Consider the following 23,078-nt stretch of genomic DNA (forward strand, 5'->3'; position numbering starts at 1 on the left):
CCGTCAACCGGTTCCTCCCGAGATGACCGTTCGTTTGCAAATGGCGTGACCTTCGCCGCACGTCTGTTGCAAATCGGCACCGCTTTTCCGCCGTTTCGCCATCCGCGGGGATGAGGCCGGGCATCTCTGGACAAGCGGAGGTGGGTCGGTCAAACACAAAGCCGGCGGCAAAAGCCGTCTGCGGTACTCCTCTCATCGGTCTCCTATCCATCAGTTCCGGGTCGTCCGTCCGTGTCCATCCTCCCCTCTTCCGCATGGCCGACAGCGGTGCGTTCCGCCCGCAAGCTGCTGGCGGTTGCAGCCGTGGCGGCGGGCACGCTGTGGAGCCTGCCCGCGGCGGCGGAGGCGCGCTTCACCCCCGGCCCCTGTTGGTTCACCGTGCCGGACGGCGAAGCGGCCCTGTGCGGAACGGTCGCGGTGCCGGAGCGGCGGGACCGTCCCAACAGCCGCAGCCTGCGCCTGCCGGTCGCCGTCCTGCTCAGCACCGCCCGCCAGCCGGCCCCCGATCCCGTGCTGTTCCTGGAGGGCGGCCCCGGCGCCTCCCCCTTCGGCAGCGGCGAGGCGACGGAGGAGCGGATGGAGGTGTGGTGGGAGCTGTCGGCTCCGTTCCGCCGCACCCGCAACCTGATCCTGTTCGATCCGCGCGGCGTCGGCCGGGCGGAACCCGACACCGATTGCCCGGAACTGGACGCCGTCGGCACCACCCGCGGCACCCGGCCGCTGACGCGCGAGCAGCGGGCGGCGGCGGAACGCTCGGCGGTGAGCGCCTGTTCCGCGCGGCTGCAGGCGGCCGGGCTGGACGCCACCCAATTCTCAACCCCCGTCGCGGCGGAGGATGCGCTGGACATCGTCACCGCGCTGGGGGCCCAGCGCGTGAACCTGTTCGCAGTGTCCTACGGCACACGGGTCGGGCTGGAGATCCTGCGGCGGCAGGGCACCCGTGTCCGCACCGCCGTCTTCGACAGCGTCTATCCACCCGACGTCAATGCGCAGGAGGAAATGGCCTGGCTGGCGCAACGCGCCTATCGCCGGCTGTTCGACGACTGCGCCGCCAACCGGGCCTGCCGCTCCGCCTTTCCCGATCTGGAAAAGCGCTTTCTCGGCCTGATCGACCGGCTTGACCGCAACCCGGTCGAGATCGTCGTCGGCGACCATGAGACGCGCCGCGTCCTGCGGCTGACCGGCGGGGCGGCCATCGCCGCCGGGCTAGAGGCGATGGCGGTCAGCGAGGCGGTGCCGGCCCTGCCGATCATGCTCGACCGCGCCATCCGCGGCCAGTACGCCACGCTGGCCGAATGGGCGCCGACCAACTGGCTGGGCGACCCGGAGGTCGCCGACGGGCTGGCCTTCTCGGTCGAATGCCGTGAGTCGGTGACCACCGCCGATCCGTTGAAGCGCGCCGACAACGCCCGCCGCTATGCCCCCTACGGGCTGGTCGCCGCCGACGACCCCGGCCAGCGCGTCTGCCGCCTGTGGCCGGCCGGCCATCAGGAGTTGACCGAGCGCCTGCCGGTCGCCAGCCCGGTGCCGGTGCTGCTGCTGTCTGGCGCCTACGACCCCGTCACCCCGCCGGACTGGAGCGACCGCGCCGCCGCCACCCTGCCGAAGAGCCGCCATCTGGTCTTCCGCGCCGCCAGCCACATCGTGACTTCCAGCGAGGACTGCGCCATGGCCGCCGCCGTGACCTTCGTCGAGCAGGAGTCGGTTCCGGCGACCGCCTGTCCGGGCGCGGCCAAGCCGCCGGTGTTCGAAGGGCCGTGACCCGCAGGAGAAGAGTTTCCCGATGCCCTTTCCATCCCATGAGCGCGCCGTGCTGCTGGCGGTCAAAGGCGTCGGCCCGACCGTGATCGGCCGGCTCGAGCAGGTCGGCATCCATGATCTGGCGGCGCTGGCCGGTGCGGACGCCGCGGCCCTGTGCACGGCAATCGCCGGAGAGCTGGGCGCGAGCTGCTGGAAGAACAGCCCGCAGGCGCGCGGCGCCATCGCGGCAGCGATCCGTACCGCGCAACAACATGGGGCGGCAACCGCCGCAGACTGATGCCGGCGGTCAGCCGGCGCCGCCCCCTGCTCACCGCCCCGGCGCGATCCGCCGGTAGCTCAGCGCCTCCGCGATGTGACGGCGCCTGACCCCATCGGCCCCGTCGAGATCGGCCAGCGTCCGCCCGACCCGCATCACCCGGTGGTAGCCACGGGCGGAAAGCTTCAGCCGCTCCGCCGCCTCGGTCAGCAGGGCGCGGCCGGAGGCGTCGGGGGAGGCCACCTTCTCCAGAAGTTCGCCGTCTGCCTCGGCATTCGTCCGCACCGCCCGACCGGCCGGGTAAGGACCGAAGCCGCCATAGCGTTCCGCCTGGATGGCGCGGGCGACGGCGACACGGGCGGCGATGGCGGCGCTGCCCTCCGCCGGGGGCGGCAGGCTGAGGTCGGCGGGACTGACCGCCGGCACGTCGATGTGCAGGTCGATGCGGTCGAACAGCGGGCCGCTGATCTTCGACTGATAGTCGGCGGCACATTTCGGCGCGCGGGCGCAGGCGAGCGAGGCGTCGTCGAGATGGCCGCAGCGGCAGGGGTTCATCGCCGCCACCAGTTGGACACGCGCCGGGTAGGTCACATGGTGGTTGGCACGGCTGACCACCGCCTTGCCGGTCTCCAGCGGTTGACGCAACGCCTCAAGCAACGCGCGGGGAAACTCGGGCAACTCGTCGAGAAACAGAACGCCCTGGTGCGCCAGGGAGATCTCGCCTGGTTTCGCCCGCGTGCCGCCGCCGACCAGCGCCGGCAGGCTGGCCGACTGGTGCGGGGCGCGGTAGGGGCGCTGGCGCAGCAGACGACCGTCCTCCAGCAGACCGCCGACACTGTGGATCATCGACACCTCCAGCGCCTCCGCCGGGTCGAGCGGCGGCAGCAGACCGGGCAGACGGGCGGCCAGCATCGACTTGCCGGAACCGGGCGGGCCGATCATCAGCAGATTGTGCGAGCCGGCGGCGGCGACCTCCAGCGCGCGCTTGGCCGTTTCGTTGCCCTTCACGTCGCGCAGGTCGGGCGGCGGCGCGTCCTGTTCCTGCATCCGCGGCCTGGGCGGGGTCAGCACCTGGGTGCCCTTGAAATGGTTGATCAGCGCCAGCAGATTGGCTGGCGCCAGCACGTCGAGGTCGGGACCGGCCCAGGCCGCCTCCCCGCCGCAAGCCGCCGGGCAGATCAGGCCGCGGTCGTTGGCCAGCGCGTCGATGGCGGCGGGCAGCACACCGGCCACCGGGGTCAAGGCGCCGTCCAGCGCCAGTTCGCCCAGCGCCACATAGCGGGCGATCTCCGCATCCGGCAGCACCCCCATCACCGTCAGCAGGCCGAGCGCGATGGGGAGGTCGAAATGGCTTCCCTCCTTCAGCACATCGGCGGGAGCGAGGTTGACGGTGATGCGCTTGGCCGGCAGCGCCAGTCCCAGCGCGTGCAGCGCGGCGCGCACCCGCTCCCGGCTTTCGCCCACCGCCTTGTCGGGAAGGCCGACGACGGTGAAGGCGACGATTCCGCCGGACATCTGGACCTGGACGTCGATCCCCAGCACCTCGATGCCCTGAAACGCCACCGTGTTGACACGCGCAACCACCACCGCACCCCGAAACAGACGCCCATTAGGGCATGGTACACGCGATTGTAGTCACCATGAGACCAATGCGCCAGCGCGGGATGAACAAAGCCCAGCCAACGGCCCCGTCATGCCCGCCCGGCGCAGGGAGCGGTTGTCCCGGCCCGCCGGCCGCCTAACATGAAGGCAAACGCATTCCCGGCCGCATTTCCGGCACGCATCGTCGAAAAGGATCAGCCACCGTGCAGCTTCACCTGAGCACCTGGGCCGAGGTCGAAAGCTATCTGAAGACCTCCAAGGGCATCATCATGCCGATCGGCTCGACCGAGCAGCACGGACCGAACGGGCTGGTCGGCACCGACGCCATCTGTGCCGAGGTCATCGCGAAGGGCGTCGGCGACGCCACCGGCGCGCTGGTCGGCCCGACCATCCCGGTCGGCATGGCCGTCCACCACATGGAATTCCCCGGCTCGATGACGCTGAAGCCGTCCACCCTGATCGCGCTGCTGCGCGACTATGTCGGCTCGCTGGCCGAACACGGGTTCGAGCGCTTCTTCTTCGTCAACGGCCATGGCGGCAACATCGCCACGCTGCGCGCCGCCTTCTACGAGATTTATGCGGAGAACCGGGCGCTGCGCGGCCGTGACGCGCCGGACCTGCGCTGCACCCTGGTGAACTGGTGGGAGAATGGCGAGGTCGGCCGGCTGTCGCGCGAGCTGTACCAGGGCAAGGAGGGCTCGCACGCCACCCCCAGCGAGGTGTCGCTGACCCAGTACGCCTATCCCGACTCGATCAAGAGCGCGGCGATGGAACCGGAACAGGCGCCGGCCGGCGGCTTCCACGATGCCCGCGACTTCCGCCGCCGCTATCCCGACGGCCGCATCGGCTCCGCCCCCGGCCTTGCCCGTCCCGAACATGGCCAGCGCCTGTACGAGGCGGCGGTCGGCGCCATCGCCACCCAGTACCGCGCCTTCCTGGCGGAGCAGTAAGGGCGGTCACATGCCTGCATGCCGCCCGCATCCCAATGGGGGCATGCCGGTGGGGCATCTTCGCCCCGCACGTTGATTCGGCGGTCGGACCTGCCTAAATTCGGACCGGTTGACGGAACCCGCGTTCCGCAACCGACCGGCCCGAACAGAGCACGACCGCCCCAGTCCATGATCAACGAGCTGAACCAGCGATCGCGCGAGATTTTCCGGCTGATCGTCGACGCCTATGTGGCGTCGGGGGAGCCGGTCGGCTCGCGCACGATCTCCAGGCGGCTTGGCATGGCCTTGTCGCCCGCGACCATCCGCAACGTGATGGCCGACCTGGAGGAGCAGGGGCTGCTCTACGCCCCGCACACCTCCGCCGGCCGCATCCCGACCGATGCCGGCCTTCGCATGTTCGTCGACGGCCTGCTGGAGATCGGGTCGCTGACCGAGGACGAGCGCGCCTCGATCGAAGCGAAATGCTCCGCCTCCGGCCGCGCCTTCGCCGACGTGCTGGGCGAGGCGTCGACCATGCTGTCCGGCCTGTCGCACTGCGCAGGCCTGGTGGTGGCGCCCAAGACCGACCGGCCGCTCAAGCACATCGAGTTCGTGTCGCTCGGCCCCGGCCGCGCCCTCGTCGTCCTGGTGAACGAGGACGGGCTGGTCGAGAACCGGGTGATCGAGGTGCCGATGGGGGTCCCCACCTCCACCCTGCAGACGGTCTCGAATTTCCTCAGCGCCAAGCTCGCCGGGCGCACGCTGGACGAGGCTCGGCAGGAGGTCCTGCAGGAGATCGAGCAGCAGAAGACCCAGCTGGACGAGCTGTCGCGCAAGGTGGTCGCCGCCGGTCTGGCCACCTGGGCCGGCAGCGGCGGGTCGAACGCCGGCCAGTTGATCGTCCGCGGCCAGTCCCGCCTGCTGGAGGACGTCACCGCGCTGTCGGATCTGGAGCGCGTGCGCGGCCTGTTCGAGGCGCTGGAGACCAAGGAGACGATGCTGCGCATGCTGGACGCCACCGGTCGCGGCGACGGCGTGCAGATCTTCATCGGCGCCGAGAACGTCCTGTTCAGCCATTCCGGCTGCTCGATGATCATCTCCCCCTTCCAGAACAGCCGGGAACAGGTGATCGGCGCCATCGGCGTCATCGGCCCGACCCGCATCAATTACGCCCGTATCATTCCGCTGGTCGATTACACCGCCAAGGTGGTCAGCCGGCTGATCGGCTGACCACCACCCTCACCAACTCCGCCTTTTGACGAAGCAAGAATTGAGAAAACCATGAGCGAAGAGCAGAACAAGCCCGCCGACGCCACGGTGGAGCCGACCGAGGCCACCGCCGACACCGCCGCCAACCAGACGGATGCCGGTTCGCCCGAGGACCGCGTCGCCAAGCTGGAGGCCGAGGTCGCCAGCCTGAAGGACCAGCTTCTGCGCGCCATGGCGGAGACGGAGAACACCCGCCGCCGTGCCCAGCGCGACCGCGAGGACGCCAGCAAGTTCGCCGTGTCGAGCTTCGCCAAGGAGCTGGTGTCGGTCGCCGACAATTTGCGCCGCGCGCTCGACGCCGTGCCGGCCGAGGGCCGCGAGCAGGACGATGTTCTGAAGGGCCTCGCCGTCGGCGTCGAGGCGACCGAGCGCCAGCTGTTCGCCGCCTTCGACCGCGCCGGCATCAAGAAGCTGGACCCGGCCGGCGAGCCGTTCGACCCGAACTTCCATCAGGTGATGTTCGAGATCGAGAACACCGGCAAGGCCGCCGGCACCGTCGTGCAGGTTCTCCAGCCCGGCTACACCATCCACGGCCGCCTGCTGCGCGAGGCGATGGTCGGTGTCGCCAAGGGCGGTGACGCCGGCGGCCAGCACGTCGATACGAAGGCGTAACCGTACAGCCTCTGCAAAGCCCCCGGTTCAGCGGCGCCGCCGACGGGCCGGGGGCTTCCTTGTTGTGCGGAATAGGGTACGCCAGCGGTTGACGGTCGGCGGGAAATTGCCTAGGCCTTTCCCATAACTCTTTCGGCCGAGCAACCGGAGCCGCGTTCCATGCCCAAATGCGTCCTGACCGTCGACGATTCCAAGACCATCCGCGACATGGTCGGGTTCACGCTGAAAGGCGCCGGCTATGAGGTGGCGGAGGCGTCGGACGGCACTGCCGGCCTCGCCCTGGTCAACCAGCGCAAGTTCGACTGCATCATCACCGACCTGAACATGCCGGGCCTGGATGGGCTGGCGCTGACCCGCGCCATCCGCGCTTCGGCCACCAACCGCGCCACCCCGGTCCTGCTGCTGACCACCGAAGCCGATCCGGCCAAGAAGTCCGCCGGCCGCGAAGCCGGCGCCACCGGCTGGCTGGTGAAGCCGTTCAACCCGGAAAAGCTGGTGGAGACGGTGCGGAAGGTCTGCCCGTAAGGACCGGTCTTCCCCGTCAACGGGCGACCAGAAACTCCCCTTCAGGATCGTGCGCGGCGAAGCGTTGCTGGGCCTTGCCGCGGTCGGCGACGGCATAGCAGTAGACGCAGCCGTGCGGGCAGCTGTCATAGTCGCCGATGTCGCGGCTTTCGGCGCACAGGCAGCTGGGCCGGTTGCCCTTCTCCCGCGCGGCGATCGCATGGCCCGCGACATCGGACAGCCGCAGCGCATCGACGCAGCGGGCCGGCGCCGTGCCGGGCGTGTCCACGAGGTCCGGCTGGGTGCAGAGCGTCAGCGTCATCCCCTCCCCCGCCGCGATCCCGGCCAGCTCCGCCAGCAGCGCGCGCTTCTCCTCCCCCTCCGGATCGCGCCAGCCGATGCCGGCGGCGGCGAGGTTGCGGGCGGTCTTGCGGTAAGGCTGGAGGAAGGACACCACCACCTCGTCGGTCACCCCGCGCAGCGAGCGGGCGATGGCGGCGAAGGTCTCGCGGTGCCAGGCGGGCGGCGTCGCGTCGGTCAGGGCGATGGGGTCGTAGCGCCAGACCGCGGCACGCGGCCCCCAGTGCCCGCGCACCTGTGCCATATGGCCGACCGCGGTCTCCCAGGCGGGGACCGAGCGCTCCAGCGCGGTCGGCAGGCCGGTGATGCTGTATTGCACGACGAAGGGAAAGCCGCGCTCCGCCACGCTGTCGAGCGCGGGCAGGAACGGTCCCAGATTCTTAGTCCAGAAGATGAGGCCGTCGACCGCCGGACGGGTCAGGTCGATGCGGTAGGTCTGGCCGCCATAGGGATTGACCATCCGGCAATGGCCGGCGTCGAGGCGGTTCAGGAACCAGCGCCCGTAGAAGGCGGGAATGTCGGTCTTGTAGCTGGCGGAGATGATCATGCAGCCAGCATGGGTATGCCGGCCCGCCACATCAAGGGCAGGCCGGCATTCCCAAATCCTTACTGGACCGCGCGGACTTCGACCACTTCGGGGATGTAGTGGCGCAGCATGTTCTCGATGCCGTGCTTCAGCGTGGCGGTGGAGCTGGGGCAGCCGGAGCAGGCCCCCTTCATCGCCAGATAGACGACGCCGCGCTCGAAGCCCTGGAAGGTGATGTCGCCGCCGTCCTGGGCGACCGACGGGCGGACGCGGGTGTCCAGCAGCTCCTTGATCTGCTCGACGATCTCCTCGTCGTCGGCGTTCGCCGCCGCGGCATGGCCGTCGCCGCCGTCCTCCAGCAGGACCGGGCGGTCGGCGGTGAAATGCTCCATGATCACGCCGAGGATCGACGGCTTCAGCAGGAACCAGTCGCGCGCATCGGTCTTGGTGATGGTGATGAAGTCGGCACCCAGGAAGACGCCGACGACACCCTCGATCTCGAACAGGCGCTGGGCGAGCGGCGAACGGGCGGCATCCTCGCGGCTGGTGAAGTCGGCGGTGCCGCGTCCGAGCACGTCACGCCCCGGCAGGAACTTGAGAGTCGCCGGGTTGGGCGTCTGCTCGGTCTGAATGAACATGGTCTGGTCCTCCATCGGCGGCGGAATGGAACCGCCGGCGCGCCCAGGATTGGGCTGCGGCACGATTGGGGGAAATCTGGGCCGAAACGCCGGGCGGATCAAGGACCCCGGTTGTGTGGGTATTCGGCATCCGGCATGCGCGGCGCCTATCCTTACCTGCGTGCCCCGTTCACGTGATCGCGTCCAGTTCCTCGTTGCTGAGACCGCCGGGGACGATGGTCAGCGGGATGTGCAGCCGCCCCAGCCCGCGGCCGGTGTAGTAGGAGATCAGCGGGCCGGGCCCCTCCGGGTCGGTGCCGGCGGCCAGCACCAGGATGGAGATGCTCGGCTCCTCGCCGATCAGGGCCAGCACCTCCTCGGTGCGGTTGCCTTCGCGGACATAGAGCGCCGGCAGGGTGCCGGTCAGCTGGTTGACCTCGCGCGCCAGCTTCTGGAGCATCTGCTCCGCCTCGGCGCGCTGTTCCTCGCGGATCAGGTTCTCCACCGCCAGCCAGTGCTGCATCTCGCCCTTTTCCAGGACGGTCAGCAGCGCCACCTTGCCGCCCGACTTGCGGGCGCGCAGGCAGGCATAGCGGAGCGCCACCTTCAGCTCCGGGCTGTCGTCGACCACCACCAGGAAGATGCGCACCGGTTTTGCGGCGGGGGGCTGCTGCGTGTCGGGCGTCGTCGGCTGCGTCGTGTCGGTCATCTCTGTCACCCTCTCGGCTTAGACCCGGCGGAATGCGGCGCCGGCCGCCCAGCCGGCCGCGATGGCGCCGAGGACGGCGACCACCCCGTAGATGACCGGGCGGTTGCGCGCAAAGTCCGACACTTCGGCGCTGAACCCGATCTTGGACACCACCAGCGGAGTGGTCTGGGCGCTGACCACCTCGCCGTCGCGTATCAGCAGGGCTTCGACATTGTACAGCCCGGTCGGGACATTGGCCGGGAAATAGATGTTGGTGCGGAACAGCCGTTCGCCCAGGAAGGCGACCTGCCCCATGGAGATGGCGTAGAGCCCCTGGCGCTGCTTGTTGCGGATCAGCGCGCTGCGGTAGGCGGCAAGCTCCTCCGGCGGCAGGGTGGGATCGGCCGGCAGCTGCAGCTGCGGCAGGCCCAGCTGGTGGCGCTCCAGAACCGGGCGGCCGACCAGCTGGTCGAGCGGCCGGCTGACCGCCACCGTGTAGAAGCTGGGCACCTGGTCGAAGCGCAGGCTGTCGGTGTTCATCCACATGCCGGCCACCCGCTGCTTGCGACGGACGGTGGCGGGGGAGCGCGGGCCGGTGACGACGATGGCGACGTCGCCCGCCCCGTCGGTGGTGCCGAACAGCACGACCTCCGTGCCGGTGAAGCCGGTGGTGATGGCGATCAGGTGGCTCGACAGGTCGGCGACCAGCTGCTGCGCCCACACCGTCGCCGCCACCGTGCCGCCCAGCAGCAGCCCGGCCAGCGCCGCGGCGGCCTGCACCAGCCTGCGCTTGATGGGCCGGCGCTTGGCTGGCCTGCGTTCGGTCATGCCCGCCGCCATCAGTGCAGCCCCATGGTCAGGGTGTAGAGGTCGTCGGGACGGGAGAACAGGTCCCAGGCCAGCTTCAGCGCCACCGCCACCACGATCATCGACAGCGCCATCCGGGCGGTCTCGCCGCGCAGCCGGGTGCCGGCCCTGGTGCCGAACTGCGCGCCGATCACGCCGCCGATCAGCAGCAGGAGCGCCAGCATGGCGTCCACCGTCTGGTTGGTGGCGGCCTGGAGCAGGGTCGCCGCCGCGGTGGTGAAGATGATCTGGAACAGCGAGGTGCCGGCGACCAGACCGGCCGGCATGTTCAGCAGATAGATCATCGCCGGCACCAGCAGGAAGCCGCCGCCGATGCCCATGATCGCCACCAGCATGCCGCCGACCGCCCCGATCCCCGCCGGCAGCAGGGCGGAGATGTAGAGCTTGGAGCGCTGGAAGCGCATCTTGAAGGGCAGGCCGTGCAGCCAGATGTGGCGGTGCAGCTTGCCGCGCTTGGCCGTCGGCGCCCGGCGGCGCAGGATGGCGCGGCTGCTTTCCACCAGCATCATGCCGCCGATGGTGCCGAGGAAGAAGACGTAGGACAGGGTGATGGCGATGTCGATCTGGCCCAGCCGCTGGAGGATGCCGAAGATCCACACCCCCACCGCGGTGCCGACCACGCCGCCGCCCAGCATCACCACACCCAGCTTCACGTCGACATTGCCGCGCCGCCAGTGGGCGAGCACGCCGGACACGCTGGCGGCGACCAGCTGGTTGGCCTGGGTGCCGACGGCGATTGCCGGGGGAACGCCGATGAAGATCAGCAGCGGCGTCATCAGGAAGCCGCCGCCGACGCCGAACATGCCCGACAGGAAGCCGACCAGCCAGCCCATGCCGAGCACCAGCAGCGCGTTGACCGACATCTCGGCAATCGGCAGGTAGACTTGCATGGAGGGGCAATCTGTCAGGATGGGCGGCGGGATCGGCAGCTTACCCGAGCCGGTGCCGTGGCGGAAGACCGCAGCGCCGGCCTTTTGGGGGGTCGCTTCCGGTGACGGGGCCGGCGGGAGGGGTGGAACGGCGTGGAACGGTTTCCGGCCGATGTTCCATCTTGTCCGCCTTACAGACGGTCGAAGGCGGCCTTGCCCCGGCGTTCCAGCGCCGAGCCGAGGGTTGGATAGGGATCGTCGGGGTTGAGGGTATAGGGATAGACGCCCTTTGGCCCCGCCGCCTCCGGGCGGGCGAGGATGGCGGCGACGGCGCGCGGATCGGGCGGGGTGCGTTCGCGGAAGGCGCCGGGGATGCTGTCGTCGTCGAGGTCGGCGATAAGGTCTGCGGCAGGGTCAGCCGCAGGGTCGGTGGCAGACAGGTCTTCCGACGGCTGCGGGGGCTGCGGCCGTTGCGCCGGCTGTGGTGCGAGCCCGTCGAGGATGCCGAGCCGGTCGGCCAGCCAGCGCACGGTGGACGGATCGCCGGAGGAGACCAGCCGTTCGATCTGCTCGACCACCAGACTGCGCAGCGAGGAGAGGCGCAGGTCGGCCTCGCGGCGCAACGCCTGCCGCTCCCACCACACTCTGTGACGGAAATCCTTGGAGCCGTAGTAAGCGCGCCAGAGGGTGGTGCGGCTGCATCCCATGGCGCGGGCGACATAAAGGAAGCTGCTGCCGCGCGCCAGCATGCCGGCGGCCATGATCCACTGCTCCTCATGGAACTGCGAGCCGGGGACCAGAGAGCCGTCCGACGGCACCGGCGGCTCTTCGGCCCACACCGGGAACTGGTCGTTTGCGAGGGTACGGCTGTCGAGGGGCATGGCGTGGCTCCGCGAATGGGTGGGCATTGCGGAGAGGTTATAGGAATTATTTCTCCAAACGGTGGGCTTTTGCGAAAAACGGCAACCGGGCAGGGGGTCAGTGCACCGCCGCGTGGAAGAAGACCTGATAGCCGCCCTTCTGCGGGAAGACATGGTCCGCCTCGCGCCGGGCGGACGCCATGTCCAGCGCATGCACCACGACCCGGTTGCCATAGCGCCAGGCCGGGTTCACCGGCTTGCCGGCGGCGCGGGCGGCGGCGGCGACAACGGTGTCGAACTTCGCCTCCGCCTTGAAGCCGCGCCGGTTGCCACCGGGGGGGCCGAGGACGTGCAGGAAGACCGGCGGTTCCTTGTCCAGCGTGTCGATCTGGCGCTGGAGATGGCTGACCCGCAGTTCGGCGGCGGTCAGACGGCCCCTCGCCTCCTCCAGCCGGCAGGCCATGTCGGCCAGCGCCTCCGTCTCGGCGCGCTGGCGTTCCTTCAGCGGCCGCACCGACTGGCGCAGCCGGTCGAGCCCGGCCACCCGTTCCCAGCTGCGCCGGATGCCGACCCAGCACAGATGGCACAGCACGGCCAGCGCCGCCACCAGCGGCACCGCCGAGCTGAGAATCGTCCGCACCACCTCCATCACACCCCCTCCCCCGTCGAAGTCCGTCGAAGTCCGCCGCAAATGCCGGTACCCGCCCTGGCACGCCGGTTGCTGCAATCCCGGCAGTCACGCACGCAGCAAGGAGCGTGCCGAAGGAGCGGAGGACCGATGGGCATGCAGACGCCGCTGCTGCTGGTGCTGGAAATGGTCATCATGATGGCCTGCCTCAGCTGGGGCACCGTGTCGATCCTGCGGATCGGCTACCGGATCGCGTCGGTGCAGCGCCGCCGGTCGCAGCTGCATCATGGACGGACGGAGCTGGCCCAGACCACCGACTCCCTGCGGCGCGACCTGCGCCGGCAGGAAACCGAACTGCGCCAGCTGGAGGACGCGATATCCGTGCGCAACGCCCAGGCGGCGGAATTGCAGAGCCAATTGAACGACCTGCGCCGCCAGGGGCCGCGGGAATACACGCTGATGACCGAGCGGTTCGGCGAAAAGGACCGGCTGTGGCTGCTGACCGTCCCGCGTCCCGACCGGCCGGAGCGCTGGGCGGTGGCCGCCCCCGACAGCGGGACGGCGCTGGCGCTGCTGTGCGCCCGGGTCACCGTGCCGGAGCGGCCGGTGGTGGATGACCAGTTGAACTGAGCCGGCTGAACCGAAGAAGACCGGACCGGAACGAGAACCGGCCGCAGTTGCAAAATGCAGTGCGGCCGGCAACGTTGTCGCGATCTGAGGCGCAAATCGCAGGTTAGAGGATGCCCTTGGCGGCGACCAGCTCGCGCAGGTTCACCTCCGGCCGGGCGCCGACATGGCTGATGATCTCCGCCGCGGCGACGGCGCCCAGACGGCCGCAGACCGCCGGGGACAGGCCGCGGGTGTGGCCGAACAGGAAGCCGGCGGCATAGAGGTCGCCGGCACCGGTGGTGTCGACCACCCGCTCCACCGGCTCGGCCGCCACCTCGACCACCTCGCCGGCCGACACGATGACCGCGCCCTTCTCGCTACGGGTCAGCGCCGCCGTCTTGCCCAGCCGCTTCACCGCCGCCAGCGCGTCCTCGAAGCTGTCGGTGCCGTAGAGGGCGCCGATCTCATGCTCGTTGGCGAACAGGATGTCGACATGGCGTTCCACCAGATCGACGAACTCGGCATGATGGCGGTGGACGCAGAAGCTGTCGGACAGCGACAGCGACACCTTGCGGCCGGCGGCGTGCGCGATCTCCGCCGCCTTGCGGAAGGCCTCCTTGGCGCGGGGCGGATCCCACAGATAGCCTTCCAGATAGGTGACCTGCGAGCCGGCGATCAGCGCCTCGTCGATGTCCTCCGGCCCCAGCTCGACGCAGGCGCCGAGATAGGTGTTCATCGAGCGCTGGGCGTCCGGCGTGACCAGGATCAGGCAGCGGGCGGTCGGCGCCCCGCCCAGCAGCGGCGCGCTGTCGAAGGCGACGCCGGCCGCGCGGATGTCATGGCGGAACACGTCGCCCAGCTGGTCCCTGGCGACCTTGCCGATATAAGCGCCGCGCCCGCCCAGCATGGCGATGCCCGCCATGGTGTTGCCGGCCGAGCCGCCGGAGACCTCCACGCCCGGCCCCATGCGGCCGTAAAGCTCCTCGGCGCGGGCGGCGTCGATCAGCGTCATCGCCCCCTTCTCGATGGTGTTGGCGGCGAGGAAGGCGTCGTCGGCGTGGGCGATCACGTCCACGATGGCGTTGCCGATGCCGGTGACGTCGTAGGCGGCATCCTGAGTGGCATCGGGGGTGGACGTGGCCATGGGCTCTCCTGGAGAATCTTGCGGTCGGGGCGATGTTGCGGCGCGAGTATAGCCGCCGCCGCCCGCATCACAAGTGCGGCTCGGGCGAGCACTTCCGATGCTCCCGAGGGCGATCTTCCTGGCCGCAGCGGATAGCCCTGTCTCCCCCTGGGGAGGGGAAAGGGCCTTTGAGGTGCCCATGGCGAAGCGTCCCCCATCACTTGCATGATGAAAGTGACCGTGCGACAGTCGCCGCCATGCGACGCACCCGCCTGAGCGACGTTCCCTGCCCCATCGCCCGCAGCCTTGACGAGGTCGGGGAATGGTGGTCCCTGCTGATCCTGCGCGACGCGATGTTGGGCCTGACCCGCTTCGACGAGTTCCAGCGCAGCATCGGGCTCGCCACCAACATGCTGACCCGCCGCCTCCAGGCTCTGGTGGAGGCCGGGCTGCTGGAGAAACGGCCCTACCGGGACCGCCCGCTGCGCCACGCCTATCACCTGACCGGCAAGGGGCGGGATTTCCTGCCGGTGCTGATCGCCATGGCCGACTGGGGCAGCCGCTGGCTGCCGCCCGGCGGGGCGTTCCGGATCGTCGACAGGGAAACAGGACGGCGGGTCGAACCGGTGCTGGTCGACAGGACGACCGGCGAAGCGATCCAACCGGAGCGGCTGCGCCCGGAATTCACCATCCCCGCAAAGACGACATGGGCAAAGGACGAAACCGAATGAGACGAGTCGTGGTCACCGGATTGGGCGCGGTCACGCCGCTCGGGGCCGGGGTGAACCCCAGCTGGCGCGCCATGCTGGACGGCCGCAGCGGCATCCGCGCGATCCGTGGGGTCGATGCCGGTGGGATCGATGTCGCCGACCTGCCCTGCCGCATCGCCGGACAGGTGCCGGACAGCGGCGAGGCCGCCTTCGATGCCGATGCGGTGGTGCCGCCCAAGGACCAGCGCAAGATGGACCGCTTCATCCTGCTGGCGCTGGCCGCCGCGGAAGAGGCGGTGGCCGATGCCGGCTGGCGCCCGGCGGACGCGGAGGCGCAGGAGCGCACCGGCGTGATGATCGGCTCCGGCATCGGCGGCCTGCCGGCCCTGGCCGACGCGGCGCTGACACTGCATACGAAGGGGCCGCGCCGCATCTCGCCCTTCTTCGTGCCGTCGACCCTCATTAACCTCGCGTCGGGCCATGTCTCGATCCGCTACGGCTTCCGCGGACCGAACCATGCCGCGGTGACCGCCTGCGCGACCGGGGCCCATGCCATCGGCGACGCCGCCCGGCTGATCGCCATGGACGATGCCGACGTCATGCTGGCCGGCGGCAGCGAGGCGACGATCTGCCGTCTCGCCATCGCCGGCTTCTGCGCCGCCCGCGCCATGTCCAGCGGCTTCAACGACGACCCGGCCCATGCGTCGCGCCCCTGGGACCGCGAGCGCGATGGCTTCGTCATGGGCGAAGGCGCCGGCGTGCTGGTGCTGGAGGAGCTGGAGCACGCCAAGCGGCGCGGGGCGACGATCTATGCCGAGGTCACCGGCTATGGCCTGTCGGGCGACGCCTACCACATCACCTCCCCGGCGGAGGACGGCAACGGCGCCTTCCGCGCCATGCGCGCCGCGCTGAAGCGGGCCGGGCTGGCGCCGGACGCCATCGACTACGTCAACGCCCACGCCACCTCCACCCCGGCCGGCGACCCGGTGGAGATCGCGGCGGTCAAGCGCCTGTTCGGCCCGGCGGCGGCGGCGCTCTCGATGTCCTCGACCAAATCGGCGACCGGCCATCTGCTGGGCGCGGCGGGTGCGGTGGAGGCGATCTTCGCCATCCTGGCCCTGCGCGATCAGGTCGCCCCGCCCACCCTGAACCTGGAAGCGCCGTCGGAGGGCTGCGACCTCGACCTCGTGCCGCTGCGGCCGAAGGAGCGGCGCATCCGCCACGTCCTGTCGAACAGCTTCGGCTTCGGCGGGACGAACGCCGCGCTGGTGTTCAGCCCCGCGCCGTAACGGGAGAGCGGCAGGACGGCACGGGGGGGACTGGAACCCGGCCGCCGGCCACCGTAGATATGCGGGCGGCGGCGGCCATGTCCCGCCGCCCTTCCTTGCCGCCTTACGGACCGCCGATGATCCGCGCCCTCGTGCTTGCCTTCGCCCAGCTGTCCGACCCGCGCGTGCGCCGGGTGGTGTGGACCGGGGTGTTCGTCTCGCTGCTCGCCTATGCCCTGCTGGCGGTCGGCGCCTCGTGGGCGCTGTCGGCGACGCCGCTGACCGGCTATGGCTGGATCGACGCCACCATCGACGTCATGGGCGGGCTGGGGGTGCTGGTGCTGGCGTGGCTGCTGTTCCCGGCCACCGTCGGCACGGTGTCGAGCTTCTTCCTCGACGAGGTGGTGGAGCGGGTGGAGGCGCGGCATTACCCCGGCCTGCCCGCCCCGCGCCAGGCCGGCTGGCTGGAGGAGCTGGCGACGGCGCTGCGCTTCCTGCTGCTGGTGCTGGCAGTCAATCTGCTGGCTTTGCCGATCTACATCTTCGCGCCCGGCCTGAACCTGATCGTCTTCTACACCATCAACGGCTATCTGCTGGGCCGGGAGTATTTCGAGATGGTCGCGCACCGGCGGATGGACCGCGCCGCCGCGCGGGCGATGCGCCGTGCCAGACCGCTGAAACCTTTTTTGGCCGGGGTCGTCATTGCCTTTCTTTCGACAATCCCCTTCGCCAATTTGCTGGTCCCGGTCGTCGCGAGCGCCTTCATGGTTCATGTCCTACAGTCTATGTCGGCGGCCCTTGCGGCAGGCCGGACGACCGTGATACGCCGCTAGGCGGCACGGCCGCACACCGTCGCCTGCCCGGAAACCGGCCGCCCGGACACCGATTGCGGCGACCGCCTTCCCGGCGGGGCGCCTCCGGCACCGGGCCACACGATTTCCAGGCCATCCCGCCACCCGAATGTCCAGACTGGGGGAACCGCTCATGCTGTTCGGACGAAAGACACCGCCCGCCGCTCCCAAGGCCGACAGCCCCGTCCCGCCGCAGCCGGGTGTCCGTCCGTACACCCCGGGCGAGCCCGGCGCCGTCTCGTCGCCGCTCGCCTCGCTGAATAATCCGGCACATGCCCCGGCGTCCGCTCTCGCGGCCGGAGCCGCCGCCCCCAGCATGGCCCACGCCCTGGCGGACACGCAGCACGCCGCCCCGGCCTATCCCGACATGCCTGCCGCCTCGAAGGGACCCGACATGAACAGCATTCCCAAGCCCCCGTCCGCGCCGTCCGTGCCGGGTGCCGGCTTCAAGACCGACGTGCCGCGCCGGGTCGTCGACATGCCCGGCTCCGCCCCGCGCCAGCCGTCGATCCCGATCGCCAACCCGGCCGCCGCCGCCCAGGCTCCGGTCGCGCCGGCCCCCGTCGCCCCGGCCATGCCCGAGCAGCGCCGCCTGATCGTCGGCCGCGACATCTCGCTGACCGGCGAGATCGGCTCGTGCGACGTGGTGGTGGTCGAGGGCACGGTCGAGGCCAAGCTGCGCGAAGGCCGGCTGGTCGAGATCGCCGAGACCGGCCTGTTCAAGGGCTCGGTCGACATCGAGGAGGCCGACATCGCCGGCCGCTTCGAAGGCGACATCGCCGTCCGCGGCCGCCTGACCGTGCGCTCCACCGGCAAGATCACCGGGTCGATCCGCTTCGGCGAACTGGCGGTCGATGCCGGCGGCCAGCTGATCGGCGACATCCAGATCTACGGCGCCGGCTCCAGGCCCGCCGCCGCCGCGGTCCAGCCCGTGGCCCAGCCCGTGGCCGAGCAGGTCCCGGCGGCCGAGACCGTCTGACCGGCAAAAACCGCAAAACGCCCGGCTGGCTTTCTGCCATGCCGGGCGTTTTGCGTCTGGGTCAGGCGAGATCAGGCGATGATCTTGTCCTTGAAGCCGCAGAGGTCGGCGACCGGGCAGACCGGGCAATCGGGCTTGCGCGCCTTGCAGACGTAGCGGCCGTGCAGGATCAGCCAGTGGTGGGCATGGCGGCGGTACAGCTTGGGCACCGTCTTCAGCAGCTTCGCCTCCACCGCGTCCGGCGTCTTGCCGGGGGCGAGCCCGGTGCGGTTGCCGACCCGGAAGATGTGGGTGTCGACCGCGATGGTCTCCTCGCCGAAGGCGACGTTGAGGACGACGTTGGCGGTCTTGCGGCCGACACCGGGAAGCTGTTCCAGCGCGTCGCGGTCGCGCGGCACCTCGCCGCCATGGCGCTCGATCAGCAGCTCCGACAGGCGGATGACGTTCTTGGCCTTGGTGTTGAACAGGCCGATGGTCTTGATGTAGCCGCGCAGCCCCTCCTCGCCCAGCGCCACCATCTGCTGGGGCGTGGTGACGAGCTGGAACAGCGGTCCGGTCGCCCGGTTCACCCCGACGTCGGTGGCCTGGGCCGACAGCACCACGGCGACCAGCAGCGTGTAAGGATTGATGTATTCCAGCTCGCTCCGGGGTTCCGGATTGGCGGCGGACAGGCGGCGGAAGAATTCCTGGACGGCGGCTGGCTTCATGGCCGCCACCATAGCCGCAACGGCCCCGCCTGCGCCAGAGGCGGAGCGGGCCGTTCGGAGGGGCTGCGACAGGCGATGATGACAGCCGCGAAACACTCCGGCGCAGGCCGCAGGCCAAACTGCAGCGTTGCGTCGCAATTTGCGACAAAGATTGGAATAAGTGACGCCGGATCAACAGAATTGGTCGCAGAATACCGGCTTTCCGGTCGCTTTCACGGTGGCGTATGATTTGCTGACTGCCGGGACACCGCTTGAACGCCTTTAAAAGAACCATGGATCATCCTGGTTGTGGCGTTCCGATCGGATAAGGGTATCTTGATATGACCGCGTCTTTTCTTGTGGAACTGAAGGATTGGGGACTGCATGTCCGGTTGCAGGGCACCCTGTCGCTGGAGCAGCGCGACACCATCGCCCGGCAGGTGGAGAGGCACTGCGCCACCCTGGGCGCCCGCGGCACGTCCTGGAGCAGCCTTGTCGAGTTCGACCGCTTCGAGGCCGAGGGATTCCGGCCGGAGATCGTCGTCGCCCTGATGAAGCTGGCCCGGCGCTGCGGACAGCTGCGCTGCGGCGTGGTGATGACCGACTGGCACTGGGCCGCGGCAATGGCGGAGGTGATGATCGCCGCCGGCATCGACGATCAGGCGCGGATCTTCGTCCTAGCCGAGGATCCGCAGGCCGACGGCGGTCTGGCCGGAGAGATCGGGGGCCGGCCGGCCGCGGACCATTACGGCATGGACAGCGCCATGGCCTGGGTGCTGAACGGCGGCTTGGTGCCGATGGTGTCGAAGGCGGCATAAGGAGGGCGGCATGACGAGGGCGGCATAACCCCGCTTTCCTCGCGGTTTTCTGCCGGGCGGCGCTGGGGTAGGATGGCCGCCATGCCAATCGACATCAGCGGCCCGCAACCCGGTGGCCGGCAGCCCGGCGACGGTCCCTCCCCCGCGGAAAGCGGCGGCGGCAGTGGGTCGGTGCGCGTGCTGTTCGACGCCATCCTCCACCCGCACCGCAGCCTGGGCCGCAGCGGCTTCCGGGTCCTTATGGCGGTGGTGGTGGCGATGAACCTGATCGTCGCCGGCATCTTCGTCGCCCATGGCGCCTGGCCGGTCGTGCCCTTCTGCGGGCTGGACGTTCTGGCGCTGTGGCTGGCCTTCCGCGTCAGCTACCGCTCGGCCCGCCAGTACGAACGGGTGCGGCTGACCGAAACCGCGCTGACGGTGCAGCGGGTGCATTGGAAGGCGCCGGAGCGGCGCTGGTCCTTCCATCCCTATTGGCTGCGGATCACCCACACCGAGCCGGCCGACCATGAGCGCCGCGGCGCCGCCGGGCAGGTCACGCTGAGTTCCCATGGCCAGTCCGTAGGCGTCGGGTCCTTCCTGTCGCCGGACGAACGGTCCAGCTTCGCCAGCGCGCTGGGCGATGCGCTGCGGGCCTGGCGCCGTCCGCCCTGCCCGCCGGCGCCCGCCGGATAGGTCCTGCCTAGCGTTTGTCCGCCGGGTCGGGCAGGCCGCGTTCCTCCAGCTCCTCGTCGACCTCGCGCTCCACTTCGCGCTCGACCGCGCGCTCCACCTTCTCGTCGATGCGGTGGTCCAGGCACTCGGCGGTCTGGGCGAGCTTTTCGAAGCTGCGCTTCACCTTCGCCAGCTCGGTTTCCGGCATCTCCTCCACGTCGATCATGCCGTTGCGGGCGGAGTGGGTGGCGCGGATCAGTTCGTCCAGCTTCAGGTGGATGGCCTGGGTGTCGCGGTTCTGGGCGTTCTGGATGATGAACACCATCAGGAAGGTGACGATGGTGGTGCCGGTGTTGATCACCAGCTGCCACGTGTCGGAGAAGTGGAACAGCGGTCCGGTCAGCCCCCAGACCAGCACCACGGCGAAGGCGGTGACGAAGGCGCCCGGACGGCCGGACTGGCGCTCCATCCAGCGGGCGAACCGGGAAAAGGCATCGCTGACCATTTTTGCGGCTGGCTCCCGCTGATCGAACGTACAGGACGTACATAAGGAAAACGCCCGGCAATGCCGGGCGTTCCCTGTCCGTAACGTCGGAGCCCGTGCTTACGGGCGGTACCCCCGGCGGGCGGTACCCCCGGCGGTCAGGAGCCCTGGCTGAGCGCTTCCGCCAGCGCGCGGTCCTGCGGGTTCTGGCCGACGACCAGCTGCATCGACTGGGTCGGCATGGCGATGCCCAGCTCGTCGAACTTCTTCTTCAGCAGGCGGTTGAACTCGCGGGTGACACCCCACTGGCGGGTCGGGCGGGTCTTGAACTGGGCCAGGATGTTGATGCCGGTGTCGGACAGCTTGTCGACGCCCAGCACCTCCAGCGGGTTCAGGATGTCGGCGGCGAACTGCGGCTGGGCCTGGACCTCGGCGCCGGTTTCCTTCAGCGCGGCGATGATGCGGTCGGGATCCTCGCGGTTGGACACCGTGATGTTGAACAGGGTGACCGAGAAGTCCTTGCTCATGTTCTTCACGGTGGTGACGGCGCTGAACGGCACGGAATGGACGGCACCCGCCCCGTCGCGCAGGCGGATCGAGCGGATGGAGATCGCCTCCACCGTACCGGAATGGCCGCCGCCGACATCCACCACGTCGCCGACCGACACCGTGTCCTCGAACAGGATGAACAGGCCGGTGATGATGTCCTTGACCAGGGTCTGCGATCCGAAACCGATGGCCAGACCGACGACACCGGCACCGGCCAGCAGCGGCGCGATGTTGACGCCCAGCTCCGACAGGGTGATCAGCGACACCATCGTCACCAGCAGGATCAGGAAGGCGTTGCGCAGCAGCGGCAGCAGCGTGCGCATGCGGGCGCTGCGTTCGATGCGGGTGCCGTTGCGGTCGGTGGCGCGCAGGAAATGCTCGATCAGCGCGCTCACCACCTCCCAGGCGACGATGGCGCCGGCCAGCAGCAGGCCGATGGAGATGGCGCTGCCGAGGATGCGGCGGCCGGCGTTCGTTTCGACCATCCCCAGCGTGTCGATGCCCCAGCCGTTCAGCGCGGCGCCGAGCGCCACCAGCCAGATGATGACCTTGCCGATGCGCTGGACGATGGGGAGATAGTGGAAGGCGCGGGTGTGGAGCTGCGGCAGGTTGCCGGCCAGCTCGCGGTTCATGGTCAGGCCGCGGCGCAGCGTCCGGTTCAGCCCGCCCACCAGAAGCCGGGCCACCACCACCGCCACCACGGTCACCGCGGTGCCGCGGGCCAGGAATTCGAAGCCGCCATAGACGTTCAGCACCCAGACGCCCAGCGTCACCACGACATAGAGGATGGCCAGCACGTGCCAGATCTCGGCGAAGCGGCGGCGCGCGGTGCGCAGGACCGCCCCCTGCCCTTCCGCCTCGCGCCGGGCGGTCGCCAGCGGGTCGCCGTCGCCCGACAGCGGGTTGCCGCGCATCCAGTCGGCGACGCCGACGCGGTTCTGCAGGATCAGCGCGATCAGCATGGCGGCGATCACCACGCCCAGCAGCTTCAGCAGCGCGCCGTAGGCGCCCAGCGGCAGGCCCAGCACATAGGCGCCCTCCGCCAGGAAATAGCCGTAGACCGCGACCGCGATCAGCCGGCGCGACCAGATGTAGCAACGCTTCGCCCCGGCCTCGCTGGTGTGGACCATGCGCAGGTTGGGGGCGTCGGGCGCGAACAGCATCCGCACCAGGATCAGCAGCGCCTGGGTGATGACGGTGGCGTTCACCACCGCCAGCGCCACCAGCCGGACGCGCGGCGCCGGCTCGGTCACCGAAAGGATGGTGTAGGCGACGACGATGAAGCCGAGGATCGGCGCCAGTTCCAGCACCGCCCGGCCGAGCAGCATCGGGATGCGCAGCAGGGTGGAGCCGACATGGCGGGCAGCCATGGCGTGGCGCGGCCGGCTGAGCAGCCAGGCGATGCCGCGCGCGGCCACCGCGCCGATGCCGAGGATCATCGCCAGCTGGATGCCGATCTGCACCCAGCGGTCGCGGGCGGTGTCGTCCTGCGCCTGCCGCTGGACCCAGGACAGCGCCCCCGGCAGGTCGGAGAAGACGTTGGCGACCTGCACCAGCTGGCGGCTGACCACGTCCATCCGCGCCGCCAGGAAGGCCAGCGCGCGGGCGCCAAGGGTCTGCGGCAGAGCCGACTCGCCTTCCGCCTCCTTGGCCTGGGCGAGGCCGCGCTGGGCGGTGATCAGGTTGCGCAGCTGGGTGACCAGCTGGGTGCGCGCATCCTGGTTCTCCAGCGTGCCGACCAGCGCCTCCAGCTGCTGCACGGTCGCCTCGTCCACCACCACCGGCGCGGCGGCGGCGGGAGCGGCGGCACCGGCGGCGGGTGCCGGACCGGCGCCGGCGGGCGCTGCTGAGGCGGCGAGCACCGGAGCCCCCGCCCCGGCGAGCAGAGCCACGAGAAGCAGGACGGCCAGGCCGCCGGACAGGAGCTGACGCCAAACGCTTGGCAGTGGGTTTGCGGCGGGCGTTGCGGACCGGATCATCGGCAATTCACTCGGGTGGTCTC

The 23,078-nt window shown here is 70.0% G+C and carries 25 protein-coding genes; 13 read left to right on the plus strand and 12 right to left on the minus strand.

All coding sequences use genetic code 11. The annotated features are described in order from the left end of the window. Nucleotides 1-267 precede the first annotated feature (267 nt). Both ABNQ39_RS12040 and ABNQ39_RS12045 read left to right on the plus strand, forming a co-directional pair. Complete coding sequence (locus ABNQ39_RS12040; protein WP_376957820.1) at nucleotides 268-1,761, plus strand: alpha/beta fold hydrolase; 1,494 nt, start codon at nucleotides 268-270, stop codon at nucleotides 1,759-1,761. A 22-nt stretch (nucleotides 1,762-1,783) separates the two neighbouring features. After that, nucleotides 1,784-2,038 carry a helix-hairpin-helix domain-containing protein gene (locus ABNQ39_RS12045; protein WP_376957821.1) on the plus strand — a complete coding sequence of 85 codons (255 nt, stop codon included), beginning with the start codon at nucleotides 1,784-1,786 and terminating at the stop codon, nucleotides 2,036-2,038. 30 nt (nucleotides 2,039-2,068) lie between these two features. On the opposite strand, the gene ABNQ39_RS12050 is transcribed toward ABNQ39_RS12045, so the two are convergent. Beyond that, nucleotides 2,069-3,601, minus strand: coding sequence for a YifB family Mg chelatase-like AAA ATPase (locus ABNQ39_RS12050; RefSeq protein ID WP_376957822.1), 1,533 nt, complete (start codon nucleotides 3,599-3,601; stop codon nucleotides 2,069-2,071). Between the two features lie 221 nt (nucleotides 3,602-3,822). Between ABNQ39_RS12050 and ABNQ39_RS12055 the strand changes: the two genes are divergently transcribed. From ABNQ39_RS12055 to ABNQ39_RS12070, 4 genes are all read left to right on the plus strand, one after another. Continuing rightward, on the plus strand, nucleotides 3,823-4,569 hold the full coding sequence (locus ABNQ39_RS12055; RefSeq protein ID WP_376957823.1) for a creatininase family protein: 747 nt from the start codon (nucleotides 3,823-3,825) through the stop codon (nucleotides 4,567-4,569). A gap of 168 nt (nucleotides 4,570-4,737) precedes the next feature. After that, nucleotides 4,738-5,778, plus strand: a complete 1,041-nt coding sequence (hrcA, locus tag ABNQ39_RS12060) for a heat-inducible transcriptional repressor HrcA (protein WP_085090505.1) — start codon at nucleotides 4,738-4,740, stop codon at nucleotides 5,776-5,778. Between the two features lie 51 nt (nucleotides 5,779-5,829). Next, nucleotides 5,830-6,429 carry a nucleotide exchange factor GrpE gene (grpE, locus tag ABNQ39_RS12065; RefSeq protein ID WP_098740954.1) on the plus strand — a complete coding sequence of 200 codons (600 nt, stop codon included), beginning with the start codon at nucleotides 5,830-5,832 and terminating at the stop codon, nucleotides 6,427-6,429. Nucleotides 6,430-6,588: 159 nt separating this feature from the next. After that, entirely contained in the window at nucleotides 6,589-6,954 is a 366-nt protein-coding gene (locus ABNQ39_RS12070; RefSeq protein WP_098740953.1) for a response regulator, read from the plus strand. 16 nt (nucleotides 6,955-6,970) lie between these two features. Here ABNQ39_RS12070 and ABNQ39_RS12075 read toward each other — a convergent pair whose 3' ends face one another. From ABNQ39_RS12075 to ABNQ39_RS12105, 7 genes are all read right to left on the minus strand, one after another. Next, nucleotides 6,971-7,840 carry a DUF1848 domain-containing protein gene (locus ABNQ39_RS12075; protein ID WP_376957824.1) on the minus strand — a complete coding sequence of 290 codons (870 nt, stop codon included), beginning with the start codon at nucleotides 7,838-7,840 and terminating at the stop codon, nucleotides 6,971-6,973. 59 nt (nucleotides 7,841-7,899) lie between these two features. Further along, nucleotides 7,900-8,457 carry a NifU family protein gene (locus ABNQ39_RS12080; protein WP_376957825.1) on the minus strand — a complete coding sequence of 186 codons (558 nt, stop codon included), beginning with the start codon at nucleotides 8,455-8,457 and terminating at the stop codon, nucleotides 7,900-7,902. A 169-nt stretch (nucleotides 8,458-8,626) separates the two neighbouring features. Next, a complete protein-coding gene (locus tag ABNQ39_RS12085; RefSeq protein ID WP_376957826.1) occupies nucleotides 8,627-9,145 on the minus strand; it encodes a universal stress protein in 519 nt (172 codons plus the stop codon). An 18-nt stretch (nucleotides 9,146-9,163) separates the two neighbouring features. Further along, a complete protein-coding gene (locus ABNQ39_RS12090; RefSeq protein ID WP_376957827.1) occupies nucleotides 9,164-9,952 on the minus strand; it encodes a TIGR02186 family protein in 789 nt (262 codons plus the stop codon). An 11-nt stretch (nucleotides 9,953-9,963) separates the two neighbouring features. Beyond that, nucleotides 9,964-10,881 carry a sulfite exporter TauE/SafE family protein gene (locus ABNQ39_RS12095; RefSeq protein WP_376957828.1) on the minus strand — a complete coding sequence of 306 codons (918 nt, stop codon included), beginning with the start codon at nucleotides 10,879-10,881 and terminating at the stop codon, nucleotides 9,964-9,966. A gap of 170 nt (nucleotides 10,882-11,051) precedes the next feature. Then, entirely contained in the window at nucleotides 11,052-11,741 is a 690-nt protein-coding gene (locus ABNQ39_RS12100) for a hypothetical protein (RefSeq protein ID WP_376957829.1), read from the minus strand. A 97-nt stretch (nucleotides 11,742-11,838) separates the two neighbouring features. Next, a complete protein-coding gene (locus ABNQ39_RS12105; protein WP_376957830.1) occupies nucleotides 11,839-12,369 on the minus strand; it encodes a hypothetical protein in 531 nt (176 codons plus the stop codon). Between the two features lie 129 nt (nucleotides 12,370-12,498). On the opposite strand from ABNQ39_RS12105, the gene ABNQ39_RS12110 reads away from it, so the two are divergent. After that, the gene (locus ABNQ39_RS12110) at nucleotides 12,499-12,978 is read left to right on the plus strand and encodes a hypothetical protein (RefSeq protein WP_376957831.1); all 480 of its coding nucleotides are present in this window, start codon (nucleotides 12,499-12,501) and stop codon (nucleotides 12,976-12,978) included. 103 nt (nucleotides 12,979-13,081) lie between these two features. On the opposite strand, the gene ABNQ39_RS12115 is transcribed toward ABNQ39_RS12110, so the two are convergent. Next, a complete protein-coding gene (locus ABNQ39_RS12115; protein ID WP_376957832.1) occupies nucleotides 13,082-14,101 on the minus strand; it encodes an adenosine kinase in 1,020 nt (339 codons plus the stop codon). 236 nt (nucleotides 14,102-14,337) lie between these two features. Between ABNQ39_RS12115 and ABNQ39_RS12120 the strand changes: the two genes are divergently transcribed. The 4 genes from ABNQ39_RS12120 to ABNQ39_RS12135 all read left to right on the plus strand — a co-directional run bounded on the left by ABNQ39_RS12120 (nucleotide 14,338) and on the right by ABNQ39_RS12135 (nucleotide 17,888). Further along, a complete protein-coding gene (locus tag ABNQ39_RS12120) occupies nucleotides 14,338-14,811 on the plus strand; it encodes a winged helix-turn-helix transcriptional regulator (protein WP_376957833.1) in 474 nt (157 codons plus the stop codon). Then, nucleotides 14,808-16,079, plus strand: coding sequence for a beta-ketoacyl-ACP synthase II (gene fabF, locus ABNQ39_RS12125; RefSeq protein ID WP_376957834.1), 1,272 nt, complete (start codon nucleotides 14,808-14,810; stop codon nucleotides 16,077-16,079). Before ABNQ39_RS12120 ends, fabF begins: the two co-directional genes overlap by 4 nt. Nucleotides 16,080-16,195: 116 nt before the next feature. Continuing rightward, the gene (locus ABNQ39_RS12130) at nucleotides 16,196-16,891 is read left to right on the plus strand and encodes an EI24 domain-containing protein (protein ID WP_376957835.1); all 696 of its coding nucleotides are present in this window, start codon (nucleotides 16,196-16,198) and stop codon (nucleotides 16,889-16,891) included. A 151-nt stretch (nucleotides 16,892-17,042) separates the two neighbouring features. Then, nucleotides 17,043-17,888 (plus strand): bactofilin family protein, encoded by an 846-nt coding sequence (locus ABNQ39_RS12135; RefSeq protein WP_376957836.1) that lies wholly within the window; start codon nucleotides 17,043-17,045, stop codon nucleotides 17,886-17,888. Nucleotides 17,889-17,959: 71 nt separating this feature from the next. Here the strand turns inward: ABNQ39_RS12135 and nth are convergent, their stop codons facing one another. Continuing rightward, nucleotides 17,960-18,595, minus strand: coding sequence for an endonuclease III (gene nth / locus ABNQ39_RS12140; protein ID WP_376957837.1), 636 nt, complete (start codon nucleotides 18,593-18,595; stop codon nucleotides 17,960-17,962). 320 nt (nucleotides 18,596-18,915) lie between these two features. On the opposite strand from nth, the gene ABNQ39_RS12145 reads away from it, so the two are divergent. After that, a complete protein-coding gene (locus ABNQ39_RS12145) occupies nucleotides 18,916-19,392 on the plus strand; it encodes a hypothetical protein (protein WP_376957838.1) in 477 nt (158 codons plus the stop codon). Nucleotides 19,393-19,473: 81 nt separating this feature from the next. Then, nucleotides 19,474-20,064: a DUF2244 domain-containing protein gene (locus ABNQ39_RS12150; protein WP_376957839.1), complete on the plus strand. Its 591-nt coding sequence runs from the start codon at nucleotides 19,474-19,476 to the stop codon at nucleotides 20,062-20,064. Between the two features lie 7 nt (nucleotides 20,065-20,071). Here ABNQ39_RS12150 and ABNQ39_RS12155 read toward each other — a convergent pair whose 3' ends face one another. Both ABNQ39_RS12155 and ABNQ39_RS12160 read right to left on the minus strand, forming a co-directional pair. Beyond that, on the minus strand, nucleotides 20,072-20,548 hold the full coding sequence (locus ABNQ39_RS12155; protein WP_376957840.1) for a low affinity iron permease family protein: 477 nt from the start codon (nucleotides 20,546-20,548) through the stop codon (nucleotides 20,072-20,074). Nucleotides 20,549-20,685: 137 nt separating this feature from the next. Next, nucleotides 20,686-22,968 (minus strand): mechanosensitive ion channel domain-containing protein, encoded by a 2,283-nt coding sequence (locus ABNQ39_RS12160; protein WP_376957841.1) that lies wholly within the window; start codon nucleotides 22,966-22,968, stop codon nucleotides 20,686-20,688. Nucleotides 22,969-23,078 lie beyond the last annotated feature (110 nt).

Origin of the sequence: Azospirillum sp. A26 (genome assembly GCF_042604635.1) — a bacterium.
Classification (GTDB): domain Bacteria; phylum Pseudomonadota; class Alphaproteobacteria; order Azospirillales; family Azospirillaceae; genus Azospirillum; species Azospirillum palustre.